At 68.9% G+C, this 15,897-nt stretch carries 18 protein-coding genes; 10 read left to right on the top strand and 8 right to left on the bottom strand.

The annotated features are described in order from the left end of the window. Positions 1–3: 3 nt before the first annotated feature. Together LHU95_RS07440 and LHU95_RS07435 are read right to left on the bottom strand one after the other, a co-directional pair. The gene (locus LHU95_RS07440) at positions 4–726 is read right to left on the bottom strand and encodes a GntR family transcriptional regulator (RefSeq protein ID WP_248710731.1); all 723 of its coding nucleotides are present in this window, start codon (positions 724–726) and stop codon (positions 4–6) included. Beyond that, positions 723–2,345, bottom strand: coding sequence for a thiamine pyrophosphate-binding protein (locus LHU95_RS07435; protein ID WP_248710730.1), 1,623 nt, complete (start codon positions 2,343–2,345; stop codon positions 723–725). The genes LHU95_RS07440 and LHU95_RS07435 overlap by 4 nt, the downstream gene beginning before the upstream one ends. 89 nt (positions 2,346–2,434) lie before the next feature. Between LHU95_RS07435 and LHU95_RS07430 the strand changes: the two genes are divergently transcribed. The 8 genes from LHU95_RS07430 to LHU95_RS07395 all read left to right on the top strand — a co-directional run bounded on the left by LHU95_RS07430 (position 2,435) and on the right by LHU95_RS07395 (position 8,486). Continuing rightward, positions 2,435–3,166, top strand: a complete 732-nt coding sequence (locus LHU95_RS07430; RefSeq protein WP_248710729.1) for a succinate dehydrogenase/fumarate reductase iron-sulfur subunit — start codon at positions 2,435–2,437, stop codon at positions 3,164–3,166. Position 3,167: 1 nt separating this feature from the next. Then, positions 3,168–3,506, top strand: a complete 339-nt coding sequence (locus LHU95_RS07425; protein WP_248710728.1) for a succinate dehydrogenase — start codon at positions 3,168–3,170, stop codon at positions 3,504–3,506. Further along, positions 3,499–3,876: a succinate dehydrogenase, cytochrome b556 subunit gene (sdhC, locus tag LHU95_RS07420; protein ID WP_248710727.1), complete on the top strand. Its 378-nt coding sequence runs from the start codon at positions 3,499–3,501 to the stop codon at positions 3,874–3,876. Before LHU95_RS07425 ends, sdhC begins: the two co-directional genes overlap by 8 nt. Then, complete coding sequence (locus LHU95_RS07415; RefSeq protein ID WP_248710726.1) at positions 3,866–4,666, top strand: sulfite exporter TauE/SafE family protein; 801 nt, start codon at positions 3,866–3,868, stop codon at positions 4,664–4,666. Before sdhC ends, LHU95_RS07415 begins: the two co-directional genes overlap by 11 nt. Positions 4,667–4,675: 9 nt before the next feature. Continuing rightward, a complete protein-coding gene (locus LHU95_RS07410; RefSeq protein WP_248710725.1) occupies positions 4,676–5,578 on the top strand; it encodes a fumarate hydratase in 903 nt (300 codons plus the stop codon). A 47-nt stretch (positions 5,579–5,625) separates the two neighbouring features. Then, the gene (locus LHU95_RS07405) at positions 5,626–6,234 is read left to right on the top strand and encodes a fumarate hydratase C-terminal domain-containing protein (RefSeq protein ID WP_248710724.1); all 609 of its coding nucleotides are present in this window, start codon (positions 5,626–5,628) and stop codon (positions 6,232–6,234) included. 172 nt (positions 6,235–6,406) lie between these two features. Next, a complete protein-coding gene (locus LHU95_RS07400; protein WP_248710723.1) occupies positions 6,407–8,131 on the top strand; it encodes an FAD-binding protein in 1,725 nt (574 codons plus the stop codon). A gap of 70 nt (positions 8,132–8,201) precedes the next feature. Further along, on the top strand, positions 8,202–8,486 hold the full coding sequence (locus tag LHU95_RS07395) for a hypothetical protein (RefSeq protein WP_248710722.1): 285 nt from the start codon (positions 8,202–8,204) through the stop codon (positions 8,484–8,486). Positions 8,487–8,661: 175 nt separating this feature from the next. Here the strand turns inward: LHU95_RS07395 and LHU95_RS07390 are convergent, their stop codons facing one another. Then, positions 8,662–9,615: a LysR substrate-binding domain-containing protein gene (locus LHU95_RS07390; protein WP_248710721.1), complete on the bottom strand. Its 954-nt coding sequence runs from the start codon at positions 9,613–9,615 to the stop codon at positions 8,662–8,664. A gap of 128 nt (positions 9,616–9,743) precedes the next feature. Between LHU95_RS07390 and LHU95_RS07385 the strand changes: the two genes are divergently transcribed. Continuing rightward, entirely contained in the window at positions 9,744–10,559 is an 816-nt protein-coding gene (locus LHU95_RS07385) for a sulfurtransferase/chromate resistance protein (protein ID WP_248710720.1), read from the top strand. Next, a complete protein-coding gene (gene chrA / locus LHU95_RS07380; RefSeq protein ID WP_248710719.1) occupies positions 10,556–11,866 on the top strand; it encodes a chromate efflux transporter in 1,311 nt (436 codons plus the stop codon). Before LHU95_RS07385 ends, chrA begins: the two co-directional genes overlap by 4 nt. On the opposite strand, the gene LHU95_RS07375 is transcribed toward chrA, so the two are convergent. The 5 genes from LHU95_RS07375 to msrA form a co-directional block, all read right to left on the bottom strand. Beyond that, positions 11,853–12,788, bottom strand: a complete 936-nt coding sequence (locus tag LHU95_RS07375; protein ID WP_248710718.1) for a sterol desaturase family protein — start codon at positions 12,786–12,788, stop codon at positions 11,853–11,855. The genes chrA and LHU95_RS07375 overlap by 14 nt on opposite strands. After that, entirely contained in the window at positions 12,785–13,555 is a 771-nt protein-coding gene (locus LHU95_RS07370) for a polysaccharide deacetylase family protein (RefSeq protein ID WP_248710717.1), read from the bottom strand. Before LHU95_RS07370 ends, LHU95_RS07375 begins: the two co-directional genes overlap by 4 nt. Positions 13,556–13,557: 2 nt before the next feature. Further along, positions 13,558–14,694 carry a YncE family protein gene (locus LHU95_RS07365; protein WP_248710716.1) on the bottom strand — a complete coding sequence of 379 codons (1,137 nt, stop codon included), beginning with the start codon at positions 14,692–14,694 and terminating at the stop codon, positions 13,558–13,560. Positions 14,695–14,767: 73 nt separating this feature from the next. Continuing rightward, complete coding sequence (gene msrB, locus LHU95_RS07360) at positions 14,768–15,187, bottom strand: peptide-methionine (R)-S-oxide reductase MsrB (RefSeq protein WP_248710715.1); 420 nt, start codon at positions 15,185–15,187, stop codon at positions 14,768–14,770. 3 nt (positions 15,188–15,190) lie between these two features. Further along, positions 15,191–15,745, bottom strand: a complete 555-nt coding sequence (gene msrA, locus LHU95_RS07355; RefSeq protein WP_248710714.1) for a peptide-methionine (S)-S-oxide reductase MsrA — start codon at positions 15,743–15,745, stop codon at positions 15,191–15,193. Positions 15,746–15,897 lie beyond the last annotated feature (152 nt).

Genomic DNA, 15,897 nt, shown 5'->3' with positions numbered 1-15,897 from the left:
CGGTCAGCGCAACTCGATCGCGTAGCGCAGCGCGCTGGTTTCCATCCAGGAAAGCCGGCGCTCCACCGGCCGGTCCATCACGTCAAAGGCGATGCGGGTGATGTGCATGACGGGCGCACCCGCCGCGCGGCCCAGCGCCTCGGCGATGGCGGGTGCGGCCGCGATGGCCGAAAGCTTCTCCTCGACGCGCATCACCGTGATGCCGTGATGCCGCTGGTAATGCACATAAAGCTCATCGCTGAGTTCCACGCCCAGCGGCAGGTGAAATCCCGGAAACAGGGCCGCCGGCAGGGCGATCTCCTCGACGATGGAGGACAGCCCGCCGACGAAGCGCCGGCGGAACAGCCGGTGCACGCGGGCACCCTTGGCCAGATGCAGGGCCCGCAGCTCATCGGGCCTGGCGGCCCTGGTATCCAGCCGGTGCAGCAGGCTGGTGGGGGTGGCGCGCGTGCCATCCACCGCCTCGGCCCGGAAGAAGTGGAACAGCGCGCGCTCGCTCGTCGCCTCGGTGACATAGGTGCCGATGCCCTGCCGCCGCTCGATCAGGCGCTGCGCTTCCAGCACGCCAAGAGCCCGGCGCAGCGTGCCCTGGCTAATGCCGAGTTCCCGCGCCAGCGCGGCTTCGGTCGGCAGCGCCTCGCCCGGCTTCCATTCGCCGGCCGCGATGCGCGCGCGCAAGGCCTGCTCCGCGCGCGCATAGAGCGGAGCGCGGGACAGCGGGTTCATGCGCGGCGGAGATTGGGCGCGGCGAGCCCCTCGATCATCACATTCACACAGGCGGGCTTGCCACTGGCAAAGGCGCGTTCCAGCGCGGCGGGCAGATCCTCGCCACGCTCGACGAATTCGCCGTGGCCGCCGAGTGCTTCCACCACGCGGTCATAGCGCGTGCCGGGCGCGAGCTCGCAGCCATGGGCGCGGTTGGCGCCGTAGTCGCGCGCCTGGATCTGGTATTCGGCATTCCATTTCGCGTCATTGCCGACGACCAGCACGAAGGGCAGGTCATGCCGCAGCGCCGTGTCGAATTCCGCCATGTGAAAGCCGAAGGTGCCATCGCCGCAGATCGCCAGGATGCGCCCGGCCGGCCGCGCCGCGCGCGCCGCGAGCGCGAAGGGCAGTGCGGCGCCAATGGCGCCCGCCACGCCATTGATGATGCGCTCGGGTGCTGTGAGGCAGGCCTGCATCCATTGGCCGATCTCGCCGCCATCCACCACCAGCACGGTCTCGGGCGTGACGAAGGGGCGCAGTGCCGCACCCAGCGTCGCCGGATGGACCGGCCCGCCCGGCTTGCCGGCCAGCGCTGCCCAGGCCGGCGGGCGATGCGCAATCGCCTCGCGCAGGGCGGCGGCCCAGGCCGCATTGGCATGCGGCGCCGCGCAGGTGGCCAGCGTGGCCGCCGCGTCCAGCGGTGCCGCCATGGCGGTCACGGCGAGGCGCGCGCCCAGGCCCTGCACAGCGCGGGCGAGCAGCTTCGCCTCGGGCTCGATCACCACCCAGCGCGCCTTCGCATCCACAAAGGGCGCGCGGCCAAAGCGCAGGGTGAAATCCAACGCCTTGCCCAGCAGCACCACGCAATCCGACTGCGCCAGCATCTCGGCGAAGGCGCCCAGCGAGGGGTCGCCCAGGCCGCGCGGGCTTTCCATCAGCGCGATGGGCAGGCCGAGCGCGGCTTCCAGCGCCGCCCGCGCGCGCCGGCCATTGGGCGTGTTCAGCGCAGGCCCGGCGGCGATGAAGGGGCGCTCCGCGGCATCAATGGCGGCCAGGATGGCCACGGCGCTTTCGGCCGAGAGCGCCATGGGGCGGGCTTCATAGGCGGCCTCGGCCGGCAAGGCGGGCGTGGCCTTGGCTTCCACCACATCGGTCGGCAGGGAGAGATGCACGGGGCCCGGGCGGCCGCTGCGCGCGATGGAGAAGGCGCGGGCGATGTCCCCCGCCAGCCCCGCCGTGGTCTGCGCCAGCCAGGCCGCCTTGCAGAGGGGGGCCGCCATCTCGACCTGCGGGGTTTCCTGGAAAGCGCCCAGGCCCAACTCGTTCAGCGGCGCATGGCCCGAGAGCAGCAGCATCGGCACCTCATCGGCCAGTGAGGTCGGCAGGGCGGCCACGGCATTGGAATGCCCCTGCCCGCCCGTCACCAGTGCCACGCCCACCTCGCCCGTCAGCCGCGCCCAGGCATCGGCCATGTGCACGGCCGCCGCCTCATGCCGGACATGGATGATCTCGATCCCCTGCTCAAAAGCAGCGTCATAGACCGGCATGATGTGGTTGCCCGAAAGGCTGAAGACGCGGGTGACGCCGCCCTTCTTGAGCGCGCCCCAGAGGATGTCGGCGCCGCGGATTTCGTGCTGCATGATGCGTCTCCTGCTCGTGAAGTTAATCTGCCCTGGTCTTGTGTCTTATACAAGACCAGGGCAGGATCACCCCATCGGGAGAGAACGCGATGGCCGATCTGAAAATCCGCATCTGGCGTGGCGATGCAACCGGCGGGGCGATGGAGGATTTCTCCGTCCCCGCGCGCGAGAACCAGACCATCCTCGACGTCGTCACCCAGATCCAGCGCGAGCAGGCGCCGGACCTCGCCTATCGCTTCGCCTGCCGGGTGGGCATGTGCGGCTCCTGCGCGATGGAGGTGAATGGCCGTGCCCGCTGGACCTGCCGCACCCATGTGAAGCGCGTGGCCGCCCCGGGCGAGGTGGTGGAAATCCGCCCGCTGGCGAATTTGCCGGTGATCCGGGACCTCGCCACCGACATGGCGCCCTTCTTCGACAAATGGGCCAAGGCGCAGGGCAGCTTCCAGCCCAAGGACGCGCCCGATGGCAGCGTGCCGGCGGAATTCAGCGTGGTGCCGCCCAACTCGAAGCAGCGCATGGAGGCCGATGCGGGCATCGAGTGCATCGGCTGCGGCGTCTGCTACGCCTCCTGCGACATCGTGGCCTGGAACAAGGATTACCTGGGCCCGGCCGCCATGAATCGCGCCTGGACGCTGGTGAATGACGTGCGCGATGGCGGCAACAAAGCGCGGCTGGATGCGGTGAGCGGCGATGCCGGCTGCCATTCCTGCCACTCCACGCAATCCTGCACCGAGCGCTGCCCGAAGAACCTCGACCCCTCCTCGGCGATTGCCGGGCTGAAGCGAAAGCTGTTCTGGGATTCGCTGCTGGGGCGGCGCTGAGATGGGCGCGCCGGGAGCGAGGCTCTGGGCCGTCCAGCGCATCACAGCGGCCTTTCTCGGCCTCGCCGTGGTGGTGCATCTGGTGACGATCATGCTCGCCGTGCGCGGCGGCCTCTCCGCCACCGAGATCCTGGAGCGCACGCGCGGTGCGACGCTCTGGTTCGGCTTCTACGCGGCCTTCGCGCTCTGCGCGGGGCTGCACGGGGCGATCGGGCTGCGCAATATCGCGGGCGAATGGCTGGGCTGGCGGGGGCGCCGGATGGACGGGCTCTGGCTGGCCATCGGCCTGCTGACCGCCGCCTTTGGCATCCGCGCGGCCTGGGGGCTGTATCATGGCTGAGCCGATGACCGCGCGCCCAGCACCCCCCCGCGCCGGCCGAGACCGCCAGCACCCGACTTATCTCGCCTTCCTGGTGCACCGCATCTCGGGGTTGTTGCTGGCGCTGTTCCTGCCCCTGCATTTCTGGGCGCTGGGCCAGGCTTTGCACGGTGCCGCAGCACTGGAGGGCTTCCTGCGCTGGACCGATACGCCGTTGTTCAAATTCGCCGACTGGGGCCTCGTCGTGCTGCTGGCGCTGCATCTGGCGGGCGGCTTGCGCGTGATGGCGCTGGAGTTCCTCGGCTGGCGGGCGAGGCAGAAGGATATGGTCGCGGCCTCGGCCGGTATCGCCATCGCCGCCGCGATCCTGTTTCTGCTCAATGTGGGCTGACGCGCTGCTCATCTCGGCGGGCAGCCTGCTGGCGGCCTTCTGCGCGAGCATCGCGGGCTTCGCCTTCGTGCTGGTGGGGGCGGCGGTGCTGCTGCAATTCATGGCCCCGGCACTGGTCGCGCCGGTGCTGGTGATGGGCAGCCTGATCGTCCAGGGCATCGGCACTTATGCGGTGCGGGATCACATCCCCTGGCAGCGGCTCTGGCTTTACGTGGGCACGGCGACACTGGGCTTGCCATTGGGAATCGCCATCCTCGCACTTGGCCCGGCGCGGGCCGTCGTGGCGGGGGTCGGGCTGCTGCTGGTGCTTTATGCGGGCTACACGCTGGTGCGCATCACCCTGCTGGGCGTGGCGGTCCGCACCATCGGGCGCGGCGGCAGCACGAAGCCCGGCATGGCGCGCCTCGCGTTGCGGCTGAAGTCCCCCAGCATGCAGGCCACACCGCGCAGCGATGCGGTGATCGGCTTCACCTCCGGCATCCTCGGCGGCATTGGCGGCTATGTCGGCGCGCTGGTCGGCATGTGGGCCGATGTGCAGGGCATGCCGCCGCAGGATACGCGGGCGCTGATGCAGCCCTTCATCGCCATCATGCAGGGCATCACCATCCTCGCCCTCGCCTTCACCGGATTTTTCACGCAGGAGGCGATCCTGCTCACCATCACCGCCGTGCCCGCGCTATTATTGGGCACTTGGCTCGGGCTGCGCGTGGGCAAGCGCCTGCCGGCCCAAGGCTTTCGCCTGGTGCTGCTGAGCCTGCTGCTCGTCTCCGGTCTTTCGCTGCTCATCTGAGGAAACGCCATGTCCGTCATCTCCACCCCGGAAAAACTGCGCGTGACACCGGACGCGATCGAGGAAGCGGCCAAGCTGCTTTACATCCGCGCATTGAAGATCCTGCCCGATGACATCAAGCAGGGCTTCTTCCGCCTCGATGCGAGCGAGACGGATGGCCTGGCGCGCTCCGTGCTTGCCACCATGATCGAGAACATCGAAGTGGCGGAGCGCACGGAAAACCTGCTCTGCCAGGATACCGGCATTCCCATCTTCAACGTGCAGATCGGCCGTGATGTGGAGCTGGATGGCTGGGCGCTGAAGCAGGCCATCGCGCGCGGCACCGAGCGTGCCACCCGCGAACACCCGCTGCGCAGTTCCGTGGTGCATCCCATCACGCGCATCAACGCGCATTCCTCCTGCGGGGCGCATGTGCCGGTGATCAACATTGATTTCGTCGAGACGCCGCGCACGCTGCGGCTGGAGATGATCCCGAAGGGCAGCGGCTCGGAGAACGGCTCCTTCCTGCAAATGCTCATCCCGGCCGATGGCCTGTCCGGCGTGAAGCGCTTCGTGGTGGATGCGGCAATCAAGGCCGGCGGCAAGGTCTGCCCGCCGACCATCCTGGGGGTGGGTGTGGGCGGCACCAGCGATCTCTGCATGCATCTGGCGAAGGTGGCGGCGACGCGGCCGCTTGGGACGGTCTGTGATGACGTGGAGGGTGCCAAGCTGGAGGTGGAATTGAGCGAGGCGGTGAACGCCCTCGGCATCGGCCCGCAAGGCCTGGGCGGCGACAGCACCGCCTTCGCCGTGCATGTGGAAATCGCGGCCACGCACATCACCATGAACCCCGTGGCGGTGAATGTGCAGTGCCATTCCGCCCGCCGCGCGAGTGCGACCTTCACGCCCGAGGGCGTGGTGATCGGATTCTAGCATTTCCCACGAAGTCGCTTCGCGCCTTCCCCCAGGAGATAAGCGCCATGGCCCATCATACGCTCCATATGCCCTGCACCGAGGCCGATATCCGCAAGCTCCGCGCTGGCGATACCGTCACCCTGCAGGACACGCTGTTCGGCATCCGCGATGCCACGCAGATCCACATGTTCGACCGCGGCCGCCGCACCCGCTTCGACCTGAACGGCCATGCTGTCATCCACACGGCGCCCAATGTGAGGAAGGTGGACCCGAGCAACACCAACCAGGCCGGCTACGAAGCCGTCTGCATCGGCACCACCACGAGTGACCGCATGGAGCGCTTCACCCGCCCGCTGATGGAGCGCGAGGGTGTCCGCATCATCATCGGCAAGGGTGGGCTGCGCGACGACAGCGCGCGCGCCTTCCAGGAATTGGGCGGCTGCTATCTCGCTGTGATCGGCGGTGCGGCGGCGCTGGAAACCACCTGGATCACCGCCATCGAGGATGTGGACATGGATGACCTGAACCCCGAAAGCCTGTGGCGCTTCGCCATTCGCGATTTCGGCCCGCTCATCGTCGGCATGGATAGCCATGGCGGCAGCCTGTACCGCGACGTGCAGGCCAGCGTTGAATCCCGCCGCGCCGCCGTTCTCGCCAAGCTCGGAGCGGCATGATGAGCGTCGCCGATTCACGCCTTCGGGCATCCGCCCTCCAGCGATCGGGGGGGCTTTGCCTCGCCGCCGATTCACGCCTTCGGGCATCCGCCCTCCAGCGATCGGGGGGGCTTTGCCACGCCGCCGATTCACGCCTTCGGGCATCCGCCCTCCAGCGATCGGGGACGATCTGATGGACCGCATCACCACTGACATCCTCGTCCTCGGCTCCGGCGGCGCTGGGCTGCTCGCGGCACTCCACGCCAAGGCCGGCAATCCGGAGCTGAAGGTCACCGTCGCGGTGAAGGGATTGCTTGGCAAATCGGGCTGCACGCGCATGGTGCAGGGCGGCTACAACGTGGCCCTCGCCGCCGGGGATTCCGCCGAGCGCCATTTCATGGACACGCTGGATGGCGGCAAATGGTTGAATGACCAGGACCTCGCCTGGACGCTCGTCACCGTGGCGCAGCGCCGCATCCGGGAATTGGAAAATCGCTGGGGCTGCTTCTTCGACCGCAACGCGGACGGCACCATCCATCAGAAGGCCTTTGCCGGGCAGACCTTCGACCGCACGGTCCACAAGGGCGACCTCACCGGCATCGAGATCATCAACCGCCTGGCCGAGCAGACCTGGGTGCGCGGCATCGAGCGGCTGGAGGAGCACCGCGCCCTCGCCCTGATCCGCAGCCAGGACGGTTCGCGCCTTTCCGGCGCGCTGCTGCTGGATATCCGCTCCGGCCGCTTCGTCTTCGTGCAGGCCAAGGCCGTGCTGCTGGGCACTGGCGGCGGGCCCACCATGTACAAATACCACACCCCCTCGGGCGACAAATCCTGCGATGGCATGGCGATGGCACTGCGCGTCGGCCTCGGCCTGCGCGACATGGAAATGGTGCAGTTCCACCCCACGGGGGTCCTGGCCGGCCCCGGCACGCGCATGACCGGCACCATCATCGAGGAAGGGCTGCGCGGTGCGGGCGGCTATCTGCTGGGCGGCGATGGCCAGCGCTTCATGCACAAATACGACCCCCGCGGCGAGCGTGCCACGCGCGACATCGTCAGCCGCTCGATGGAGCGTGAAATCCAGGCCGGCAATGTGAATGCCGAAGGGGGTCTCTGGATCGAGATGGGGCATCTGGGCCCCGCGAACGTCACCAAGCAGTTCAAGGGCATGGTGGAACGCTGCGCGGATATGGGCTTTGACCTGGCCGGCGGCCGCGTGCCCGTCGTGCCGACGGCGCATTACATGATGGGCGGCCTCGTCTTCCGCGCCGATGGCAGCACCGATCTGCCGGGCCTGTTCGCCGCCGGCGAGGATACCGGCGGCGTGCATGGCGCGAACCGCCTGGGCGGCAATGGTGTCGCCAATTCCACCGTCTTCGGCGGCATCGCGGGCGATGCCATGGCCGAATGGGTGCCCCGGCACGGGGCGCTGGAAGCGCCCGATGAAAACGCGCTGCGCGCGGCGCGTGACGCGGCCCTCGCCCCCTTCGGCAAGCCCGTGCGCCCGCTCAATCCGCTGCGCGACGCGCTGGCCGATCTCATGTGGGACAAGGCCGGCATCCTGCGCGATGCGAAGGGCCTGGCTGAAGCCAGCGCCGGGCTGGACGCCATCGAGGCGGAGTTGCAGCTGAGCGGCGTGAAGGATGGCGCGCGCGGCTTCAACATGAGCTGGGCCGATTGGCTGAACCTGGAAAGCCTGATCCTGACCAGCCGCGCCATCGTCGCCGCCAGCACAGCGCGCTGCGAAAGCCGCGGCGCCCATTGGCGGGAGGATTTCCCACAGACCGACGACAACGCGGCCGGGCTGCGCCACACGCTGGTCACGCTGGAGGATGGCGCGGTGAGGCTCGATTGGCGCGAGGTGCGCTTCACCCGGCTCAAGCCCGGGCAAAGCATGCTGGCGACGGCCGCGGAATAGGCTGCGCTTAAGCTTTCCTCAAAGACTTCCGCACCACTCTGCCGCCATGCATGACGCCGGAAGCCATCGGATGCCCCCCTCCCCTGATGCCGCGCTCTTTGCCGCGCTGGTCAATAGCCGCCCCAGCCCCCCGCGGGACGAGGCGGCGGAACTCGCGGATCTCGTGCTGCGCCTGGCCAGCGCGGTGCGGCAGACCACCGTGGCGCTGCGCGAAGCCTCGGCGTGCCTCGCGGGCGAGGAGGTCGGCACCAGCCTCGCGGAGCTGCTGGCCCGGGCCGAGGCGGCCTCGCTCGATCAGGCGAATTGCACAACGGCGCTGATCCGGCACCTGGCGCCCAGGCTGGCAGCCGCTTGAGGCAGGAAAGGTGCTGGCCGATGAACGACGCGGGGGTGGCAACAGGCAAAAAAGGGGCCTCCGGCGGCTGGGGCCGCGGGCCCCAGACCCCATTTCCTAACAATGACTTAAGTGACTCTTCCGGGAGGAGAAATCTGAGGCAGCATGGCTGCGCCTCGCCGCCTGAGGCGCGGCCTCAGCCGGCTTCCCGAACGCGGCCCGGCTTGTGCACCTTCACCGCACTCTGCTCGGCCAGGATTTCGCCGATGGTTTGCCGCAGCAGCCGGATGTCGCGGATACGGCCGAAGCTCGGCCGATGGAACAGCGCCACATCGCGCATGTGCTGCCCGCCGGAGATGCGCCGATACGCCACCATGTCATCCAGCAGCGCCCCCACCTGGATGGCCAGTTGCGGCATGAAGGAGACGCCGGAACCCGCCGCGATCATCTGCCGCAGCGTCTCCAGGCTCGCCGCCTGCAGATCCGCCGAACCCTCCCGCAGGCGGGAGGGGCAAAGCTGCATCGCCTGTTCGCGCAGGCAATGGCCTTCCGCCAGCAGGATCAGCTCGGCCACCGGGATATCCTCGGGCTTCACCACCTCGACCTGCGCGAGGGGGTGGTCGCGCGGCACGGCCAGGGCCAGCTCCTCGCGGAACAGCGGCAATTCGGTCAGCTCCGCCTCGCCGATCGGGCTGGTGGCCAGCAGCGCATCAAGCTCCCCTTCCTCCAATTGCCGGACCAGGGCGCGGGTATGCCCTTCGGTCAGCAGCAGCTTGAGCTCCGGGTAGCGGGCGCGCAGCGGCTTCAGCAGGAAGGGCACCAGATAGGGGCCAAGCGTGGAGATCACGCCCAGGCGCAGCGTTCCGGTCAGCGGCTCGGCACCGATGCGCACCACCTCGAACAGGCGGCGCGCCTCGCTGATGATGCGCTTGGCCTGGGCCACCACTTCGGCGCCGCGGCGGGTGACCAGCACGCCGCGCGGGCTGCGCTCGAAGATTTCCACGCCGAGGAATTCCTCCAGCTTGCGCAGCTGGCCCGAGAGTGTCGGCTGGCTCACCCCGCAGGACTGCGCGGCGCGGCCGAAATGCAGGTGCTCGGCCACCGCCGTGATATATTCCAGGTCGCGCAGGCTCAATCCGGCGAGGTTCATGCGAGTCCCCAAAGGCGTTGCTTGACAGGCAGCATTCGCGCCCGCAGGCTGAATCGCAAGGGGGCTGCGCGATCTCCCCGTGAGGTTTCGGCCCAAGCATCGCATCCTGTCTGACCGGATGCACGCCCATGCCCTCCCCCGATATCATCACCCCGAGCCAACTCTCCCGCCGCATCGGACTGCCCGATGCGCCCGCCCTGCTGGATGTCCGCACGGCCGAGGATTTCGACGCCGATCCGCGCGCCCTGCCCTGCGCCCTTCGCGCCTCCCACCGCGATGTCGCGGCCTGGGCGGAAAGCTGGCGGGGGCGCGATGTGGTGGTGATCTGCCAGAAGGGGCTCAAGCTCAGCCAGGGTGTCGCCGCCTGGCTGCGCCATCACGGTGCCCGGGCCGAGGTGCTGGAGGGCGGCTTCCTCGCCTGGGCCGAAGCGGGGCTGCCGCTGGTCTCGCCCGCGCATGTGCCGCCGCGTGACGCGCAGGGCCGCACGCTCTGGGTCACGCGCGCGCGGCCCAAGGTGGACCGGATCGCCTGCCCCTGGCTGATCCGCCGCTTCGTGGACCCCGCGGCCGTCTTCCTCTTTGTCGCCCCCGCCGAAGTGGCTGCCGTGGCCGAACGCTTCGGTGCGACACCCTTCGACATCGAGGGCGTCTTCTGGTCGCATCGCGGCCCGCTTTGCACCTTTGACGTGATGATCCAGGAATTCGGCTTGGCGCTGCCCGCGCTGGATCACCTGGCGCTTCTGGTGCGCGGCGCCGATACGGCCGAGCTCAGCCTGGCACCCGAGGCGGCGGGGCTGCTCGCCGCCTCGCTCGGCCTCTCGCGCATGTACCGGGATGATCTGGCGCAGCTTGACGCGGGGCTTGCCCTGTATGACGCCTTCTTCCGCTGGTGCCGCGATGCGGGCCAGGAAACCCATAACTGGCCGACGGGACGCCCCGCATGACTGGATTGCCGAGCTTCAACGAGGCGCTTCGGGTCTGGGCCCGCATCGGCTGCCTCTCCTTCGGCGGGCCCGCCGCGCAGATCGCCATGATGCAGCGCGAGGTGGTGGATCAGCGCCATTGGGTGAGCGACCGGCGTTTCCTGCATGCGCTGAATTTCTGCATGCTGCTGCCAGGGCCCGAGGCGATGCAGCTGGCCACCTATCTGGGCTGGCTGATGCATGGGGTGAAGGGCGGGCTCGCGGCGGGGTTGCTGTTCATCCTGCCCGGGGCGCTCGTCATGCTGGTGCTCTCCTTCATCTACGCGGCGCTGGGCGATGTGCCGCTGATCGCGGGGCTGTTTTTCGGGTTGAAATGCGCGGTGCTGATCCTGGTGGTGGAGGCGCTGCTGCGGGTGGCGAAGCGGGCGCTGAAGGGCGCCCTGCCCTGGACGCTGGCGGCGGCGGCCTTCGTGGCACTCTTCGTCTTCGGCCTGCCCTTTCCCGTGGTGGTGCTGGCCGCGGCCGCCATCGGCTATGCGGCGCCGGGCGCTTTCGCGGCCGGCGGCCATGGCAAGCCGCGTGAGGGCGCGCCGGCGGCCCTCGATGCCGCATTGGCGGCGGACCCCGGCCGCATCGCCGCCATGGCGCCCATGGCCCGGCGCGCCGGGCTGATCGCGGTGGCGCTGTGGGTCTGGCCGGTGGCGTTGCTGATGCCGCTGGGCGGAGTCTTTGCCGATATCGCCTGGTTCTTCTCCAAGATGGCCATCGTCACCTTCGGCGGCGCCTATGCCGTGCTGGCCTATGTGGCGCAGGAGGCGGTGGAGAATTACCGCTGGCTCTCAGCCCCTGAAATGCTGGCCGGGCTGGGCCTGGCGGAAACCACGCCCGGGCCGCTCATCCTTGTGCTGCAATTCGTGGGCTTCCTGGCGGGCTGGCGGGATTCCGGCGCTCTCGGCGCCGTGGCCGGTGCCACGCTGACGCTCTGGGTCACCTTCCTGCCCTGCTTCGCCTGGATTTTCCTGGGCGCGCCCTATGTCGAGAAGCTGCATGACGTACCACGCCTCAAGGGCGCGCTGGCGGGCGTCACGGCGGCCGTGGTCGGCGTCATCGCCAATCTGGCACTGTGGTTCGGGCTGCGGGTGATCTTCGGGCGGATGGTGGATGGCCCCTTGGCCCTGGCCCTGCCGGATGTCTGGAGCCTGCAACCCACGGCCCTGCTGCTGAGCCTGCTGGCAGGAGTGTGCCTGTTCCGCTTCAAGCTCGGCGTGGTGCCGGTGCTGGGTGTGACGGCCGCGGCCGGCCTCCTGCTCTCGCTTATCGGGCTTTGAGGGCGCGCCACACTTCGCGCAGCCCCACCACCTGCTGCGCGAACCAGCCGCCCGAGACATAGGCGGCGGGCGCGCCGGGGTCCCCGGTGCGGGGATAGCTGCCCCGGTTGAAATCCGCCGTGCCGAAGAGCCAGTCCCAGACCGGCAGCAGCACCCCGTAATTCTTGCCGGAATTGCCCACGCTCAGCACGCCGTGATGCAGCCGGTGGAAGCGCGGGCTGACCAGCAGCCGCTCTCCCAGCCGGCCGAAATCGAGCCGCACATTGGCGTGGCTCAGGCTCTCGGCCAAGCGCAGCACCAGCAGGATGACGGGGAATTGCCCCGGCGGCACGCCGATCAGCACGGCGATCACGCCGAACCAGGCGGCGGCGATCACATCATCCAGCACATGGTTGCGGTCATCGGTCCAGAAGGTCATCTGCGTCTGGGCGTGATGGATGGAATGCAGCGCCCACCACCAGCCGACGCTGTGCTGGAAACGGTGCCGCCAATACTCCGCGAAATCCAGGATGACGATATAGAGCGCCAGCGCCACCAGCGGCCATTCGCGCAGCCAGGGCAGGAAGGTCTCCAGCGTGGGGGGCACGAAGCCGGAATCGGCAATCCAGCCCTCGATGCGGGCCGAGGCCGCGAAGAAGACCAGGAAGCCCAGCAGCGGCAGGATGCCAAGCCGGGTCAGCAGCGTGTAGATGACATCGGTCCAGACGCGGCGCTGGCTGTCCCAATGCTCGACGGGGCGCCATTTTTCGAGCGGCAGGCAGACCACCGCCACGACGATCACCTGGATCACGCCAAAGACGAAGAAATCCATCCATTGGAAGGCCTCATCGGCCCAATCCATCAGCCCGGCCTCATACATCAGCGGCTGCAGCAGCGCTTCAAACAGCCAGCCGGTGAAGCGTTCATAGGCGTCGCTGATCATCGTACGCCCTCCGGCGGGAGGGGGGCGAAGCAGAAGCCGCGCTCCAGCAAACCGGTGATGAGCTGCTCGAAGATCAGGCCAAAGGGCTCGCGGCGGGAGCGCACGCCCCAATGCATCACCAGCACCTCGCCCGGGCGGATCCGCGCCAGGTTCTGCCGCAGCAGGGCAGCGTTGGACTGCGCTTCGGAGGCGAGTTCGTCACCCAGGAAGCCATTCGCCGTCCAGCCCTGGTGACGCAGGCCGCAGGCGGCGGCCATGCGCACCGCCCCCGGCGTCACGATGCCGCCCGGCGCGCGCCAGAGCGGCAGCACCTGGGCCTGGGGCACCATGGCGCGCAGCGCCTCGATGGGGCGCGAGAGTTCGGCGCAGAGCCCGGGCTGGTCCAGCACCTCCTGCCCCTCATTGCGGCGTGAGGCATAGGTGACGCGGCCGGGTGCGGGATCGCCACGGAAATACCAGTGCCGCCAGGTGTGGCTGGCGAAGGCGTGCCCCTCCGCCGCGCGCGCCCGCCAGAAGGGCGCCCAGGATGGGTCGAGGCTGCGATCCCCCCGGAAGGTTGGTTCCTGCGCGATGAAGAGCGTGGCGCGCACGCCATGCCGGGCCATGGCGGCGGCGATCACCTCCGCCTCGCGCGACCAGCCGGTATCAATGGTGAGGTAGAGCGTGCCCGTGCAGCCGCGCGCGATGGGCGGGCGGGCCAGCTGTGCGGCGGCAGGGCTGGCCAGCGCCGCCAGGGCGCCCAAACCCGCGGCACGGCGCGCGAACATGCTCAGCGCAGTGAGGGGCGGGCCGGATAGCTCGCCGGGTGCCCTGCATTCACACGCACCGCCATGTCACCACCCAGGCTGGGCAGGGGCGCCGGGGCCACGCGCGCCACGGCCCCGCCGCCGGCCACGGGCTGCGCCATGGGCCGGCTGCCACTGACCGCACCGGCCGAGGCAAAGACGAAATCAGCCCCCAGGCCCGGCCGTCGCGGCATCACGAAAATCCCGTGCGGGCTGCGCCCCACGCGGATCTGCGCCTGCTCCCCGCTTTGCGGATCCAGCACGAGGACCCTGCCCACCCAGCGCAGCGTGGCGTAGATGCGGCCATCGGCGTCAAAGGCGATGCAGTCGGGCCCGCCTGGAACGTCGAACACGCGCCGCACTTCAAGCGTCTCGGCATCCACCTCGGCGATGCGGCTATCCACGCGGGAGGTGGCATAGAGCGTGCGGCCATCCGGGGCGGGAAACACGTTATGCGCGCCCCGGCCGACCTGGAAGGCGCTGCGCACCTCACGCGTTTCGGGGTCCAGCGTCACGAAATCGGTGCGGCCCATCAGCCCGATCAGCAATTTGCCGCGATGCCAGATGATGCCGGCCGGTTCCGGGCCGACCTCCTGGATCCAGAGCGTGGCGCGCGTCACCATGTCCACCGCGGCCACCTGCCCGGTGCCTTGCAGCGTGACATAGACGAAGCGGCTATCCGGGCTGAAGGCGACGTGGCTGGGCTTGTCCGGCTGGCGGAAGCGCTGCAGCAGCGCCAGCGTCGCGGCATCATAGATGTCAATCTGGTCCCGCCGCAGGGAGGCCACCACGAGGTAGCGCCCATTGGGGCTGTATTCCAGGTGATAGGGGTTGCTGATGCGCTCCCGCCGGCGGATTTCACCGCTTGCGGGGTCGAGGAAGAACAGCTCGTTGCCGCCGCTGTCGCCCACCACCAGGTCCCGCCCATCGGGGCTGACCACCATGTGATGCGCCTCCCGCAGCAAGGGGATGCGGCGGGTTTCCGCGCGCGTCACCGCATCCACCACCGAAATCGAGGCATCCCCCGAATTCAGGACGTAAACCGTGTCGGAATGCGCCGGCAGGGTGGTGCTGAGCAGTAGAAGCAGGGCGGCGCGCCACATGGCGGAGGAGGCTTTCACGGGAAGGGTTACAGACTGCAATCAACTCCAGAAACCCGACCATTTCAAGGCGATACGCAGGCCCCGCCACAAATCACGCCGGCTTGAAGGCCAGCGAGACGCCGTTCATGCAGTAGCGCAGCCCGGTGGGTGCGGGCCCGTCGGGGAAAACATGGCCCAGATGGCCACCGCAGGCCGCGCAATGCACCTCGACCCGGCGCATGAAGAAGCTGTTATCCTCCGTCTCGCCCACATTGCCGGGGATGGGGCTGGTGAAGGAGGGCCAGCCCGTGCCGCTCTCGAACTTGCTGTCGGCGTCGAAGACCGGTGTGTCGCAGCCAGCGCAATGAAACACGCCCGGCCGCTTCTCGGCGTTGAGGGGCGAGGTGCCGGCCCGCTCCGTCCCGTGTTCGCGCAGCACCTTGTAGGCGGCGGGGGAAAGCTCCGCCCGCCATTCCGCCTCGCTGCGCTGGATCGGGAAATCCGTGGCGCTGGCCTTCTTGCCGAAGAACATGGCTCAGGCCCCCACTTTGTGGGTGGCCGCGCCGCGCAGGCGGTCCGCGAAGCTCTTGCGGAACTTGCTGACCTTCGGCGCGATCACGGCGCGGCAATAGCCGGACCAGGGGTTGAGCGCGAAGTAGTTCTGATGCTCGGCCTCGGCCGGGTAGAAGATGCTGGCCGGCACGAGTTCCGTCACCAGCGGCGCGCCCCAGATCCCGGCTGCCGTCACCTCGGCCATCACCTCGCGCGCCGTCTGCATCTGCGCCGGCGTCTCGGCCATGATGATGGAGCGGTATTGCGGGCCGACATCCGCCCCCTGCCGGTCCTTCGTCGTGGGGTCATGCAGCGTGAAGAACATCCGCAGCAGATCGGCGTAGCTGACCACGGCCGGGTCGAAGCCGATGCGCACCACCTCGGCATGGCCGGTGCGCTTGGCGCAGACCTGCTCATAGGTCGGGTTCACCTGATGCCCGCCAGCATAGCCCGAGACCACCTCATGCACGCCCGCGACGTCGCGATAGGCGCCATCGAGGCACCAGAAGCAGCCCCCACCCAAAGTTGCGTATTCCATCCGACCGCGCTCCCTGCTTTGTGCTGACACAGATAGGGCGCCGCACCGTCTTGCAGAAGATGGGCCTTGCAGAAGATGGGCCTTGCAGAAGATGGGCCTTGCAGAAGATCGGCCCTGCAGAAGGTGCCGGCGCGCCCCGCATGGAGGTTTCG

The sequence above is a fragment of the Sediminicoccus sp. KRV36 genome (assembly GCF_023243115.1).
Classification (GTDB): domain Bacteria; phylum Pseudomonadota; class Alphaproteobacteria; order Acetobacterales; family Acetobacteraceae; genus Roseococcus.
Note: the sequence above shows the minus strand (reverse complement) of the source record. Positions and strands in the feature narration are given on the sequence as shown.

Coding starts and splice junctions, on each gene's coding strand:
- LHU95_RS07440 (WP_248710731.1), bottom strand. CDS start 726: ATGAACCCGCTGTCCCGCGCTCCGCTCTATGCGCGCGCGGAGCAGGCC.
- LHU95_RS07435 (WP_248710730.1), bottom strand. CDS start 2,345: ATGCAGCACGAAATCCGCGGCGCCGACATCCTCTGGGGCGCGCTCAAG.
- LHU95_RS07430 (WP_248710729.1), top strand. CDS start 2,435: ATGGCCGATCTGAAAATCCGCATCTGGCGTGGCGATGCAACCGGCGGG.
- LHU95_RS07425 (WP_248710728.1), top strand. CDS start 3,168: ATGGGCGCGCCGGGAGCGAGGCTCTGGGCCGTCCAGCGCATCACAGCG.
- sdhC (WP_248710727.1), top strand. CDS start 3,499: ATGGCTGAGCCGATGACCGCGCGCCCAGCACCCCCCCGCGCCGGCCGA.
- LHU95_RS07415 (WP_248710726.1), top strand. CDS start 3,866: ATGTGGGCTGACGCGCTGCTCATCTCGGCGGGCAGCCTGCTGGCGGCC.
- LHU95_RS07410 (WP_248710725.1), top strand. CDS start 4,676: ATGTCCGTCATCTCCACCCCGGAAAAACTGCGCGTGACACCGGACGCG.
- LHU95_RS07405 (WP_248710724.1), top strand. CDS start 5,626: ATGGCCCATCATACGCTCCATATGCCCTGCACCGAGGCCGATATCCGC.
- LHU95_RS07400 (WP_248710723.1), top strand. CDS start 6,407: ATGGACCGCATCACCACTGACATCCTCGTCCTCGGCTCCGGCGGCGCT.
- LHU95_RS07395 (WP_248710722.1), top strand. CDS start 8,202: ATGCCCCCCTCCCCTGATGCCGCGCTCTTTGCCGCGCTGGTCAATAGC.
- LHU95_RS07390 (WP_248710721.1), bottom strand. CDS start 9,615: ATGAACCTCGCCGGATTGAGCCTGCGCGACCTGGAATATATCACGGCG.
- LHU95_RS07385 (WP_248710720.1), top strand. CDS start 9,744: ATGCCCTCCCCCGATATCATCACCCCGAGCCAACTCTCCCGCCGCATC.
- chrA (WP_248710719.1), top strand. CDS start 10,556: ATGACTGGATTGCCGAGCTTCAACGAGGCGCTTCGGGTCTGGGCCCGC.
- LHU95_RS07375 (WP_248710718.1), bottom strand. CDS start 12,788: ATGATCAGCGACGCCTATGAACGCTTCACCGGCTGGCTGTTTGAAGCG.
- LHU95_RS07370 (WP_248710717.1), bottom strand. CDS start 13,555: ATGTTCGCGCGCCGTGCCGCGGGTTTGGGCGCCCTGGCGGCGCTGGCC.
- msrB (WP_248710715.1), bottom strand. CDS start 15,187: ATGTTCTTCGGCAAGAAGGCCAGCGCCACGGATTTCCCGATCCAGCGC.
- msrA (WP_248710714.1), bottom strand. CDS start 15,745: ATGGAATACGCAACTTTGGGTGGGGGCTGCTTCTGGTGCCTCGATGGC.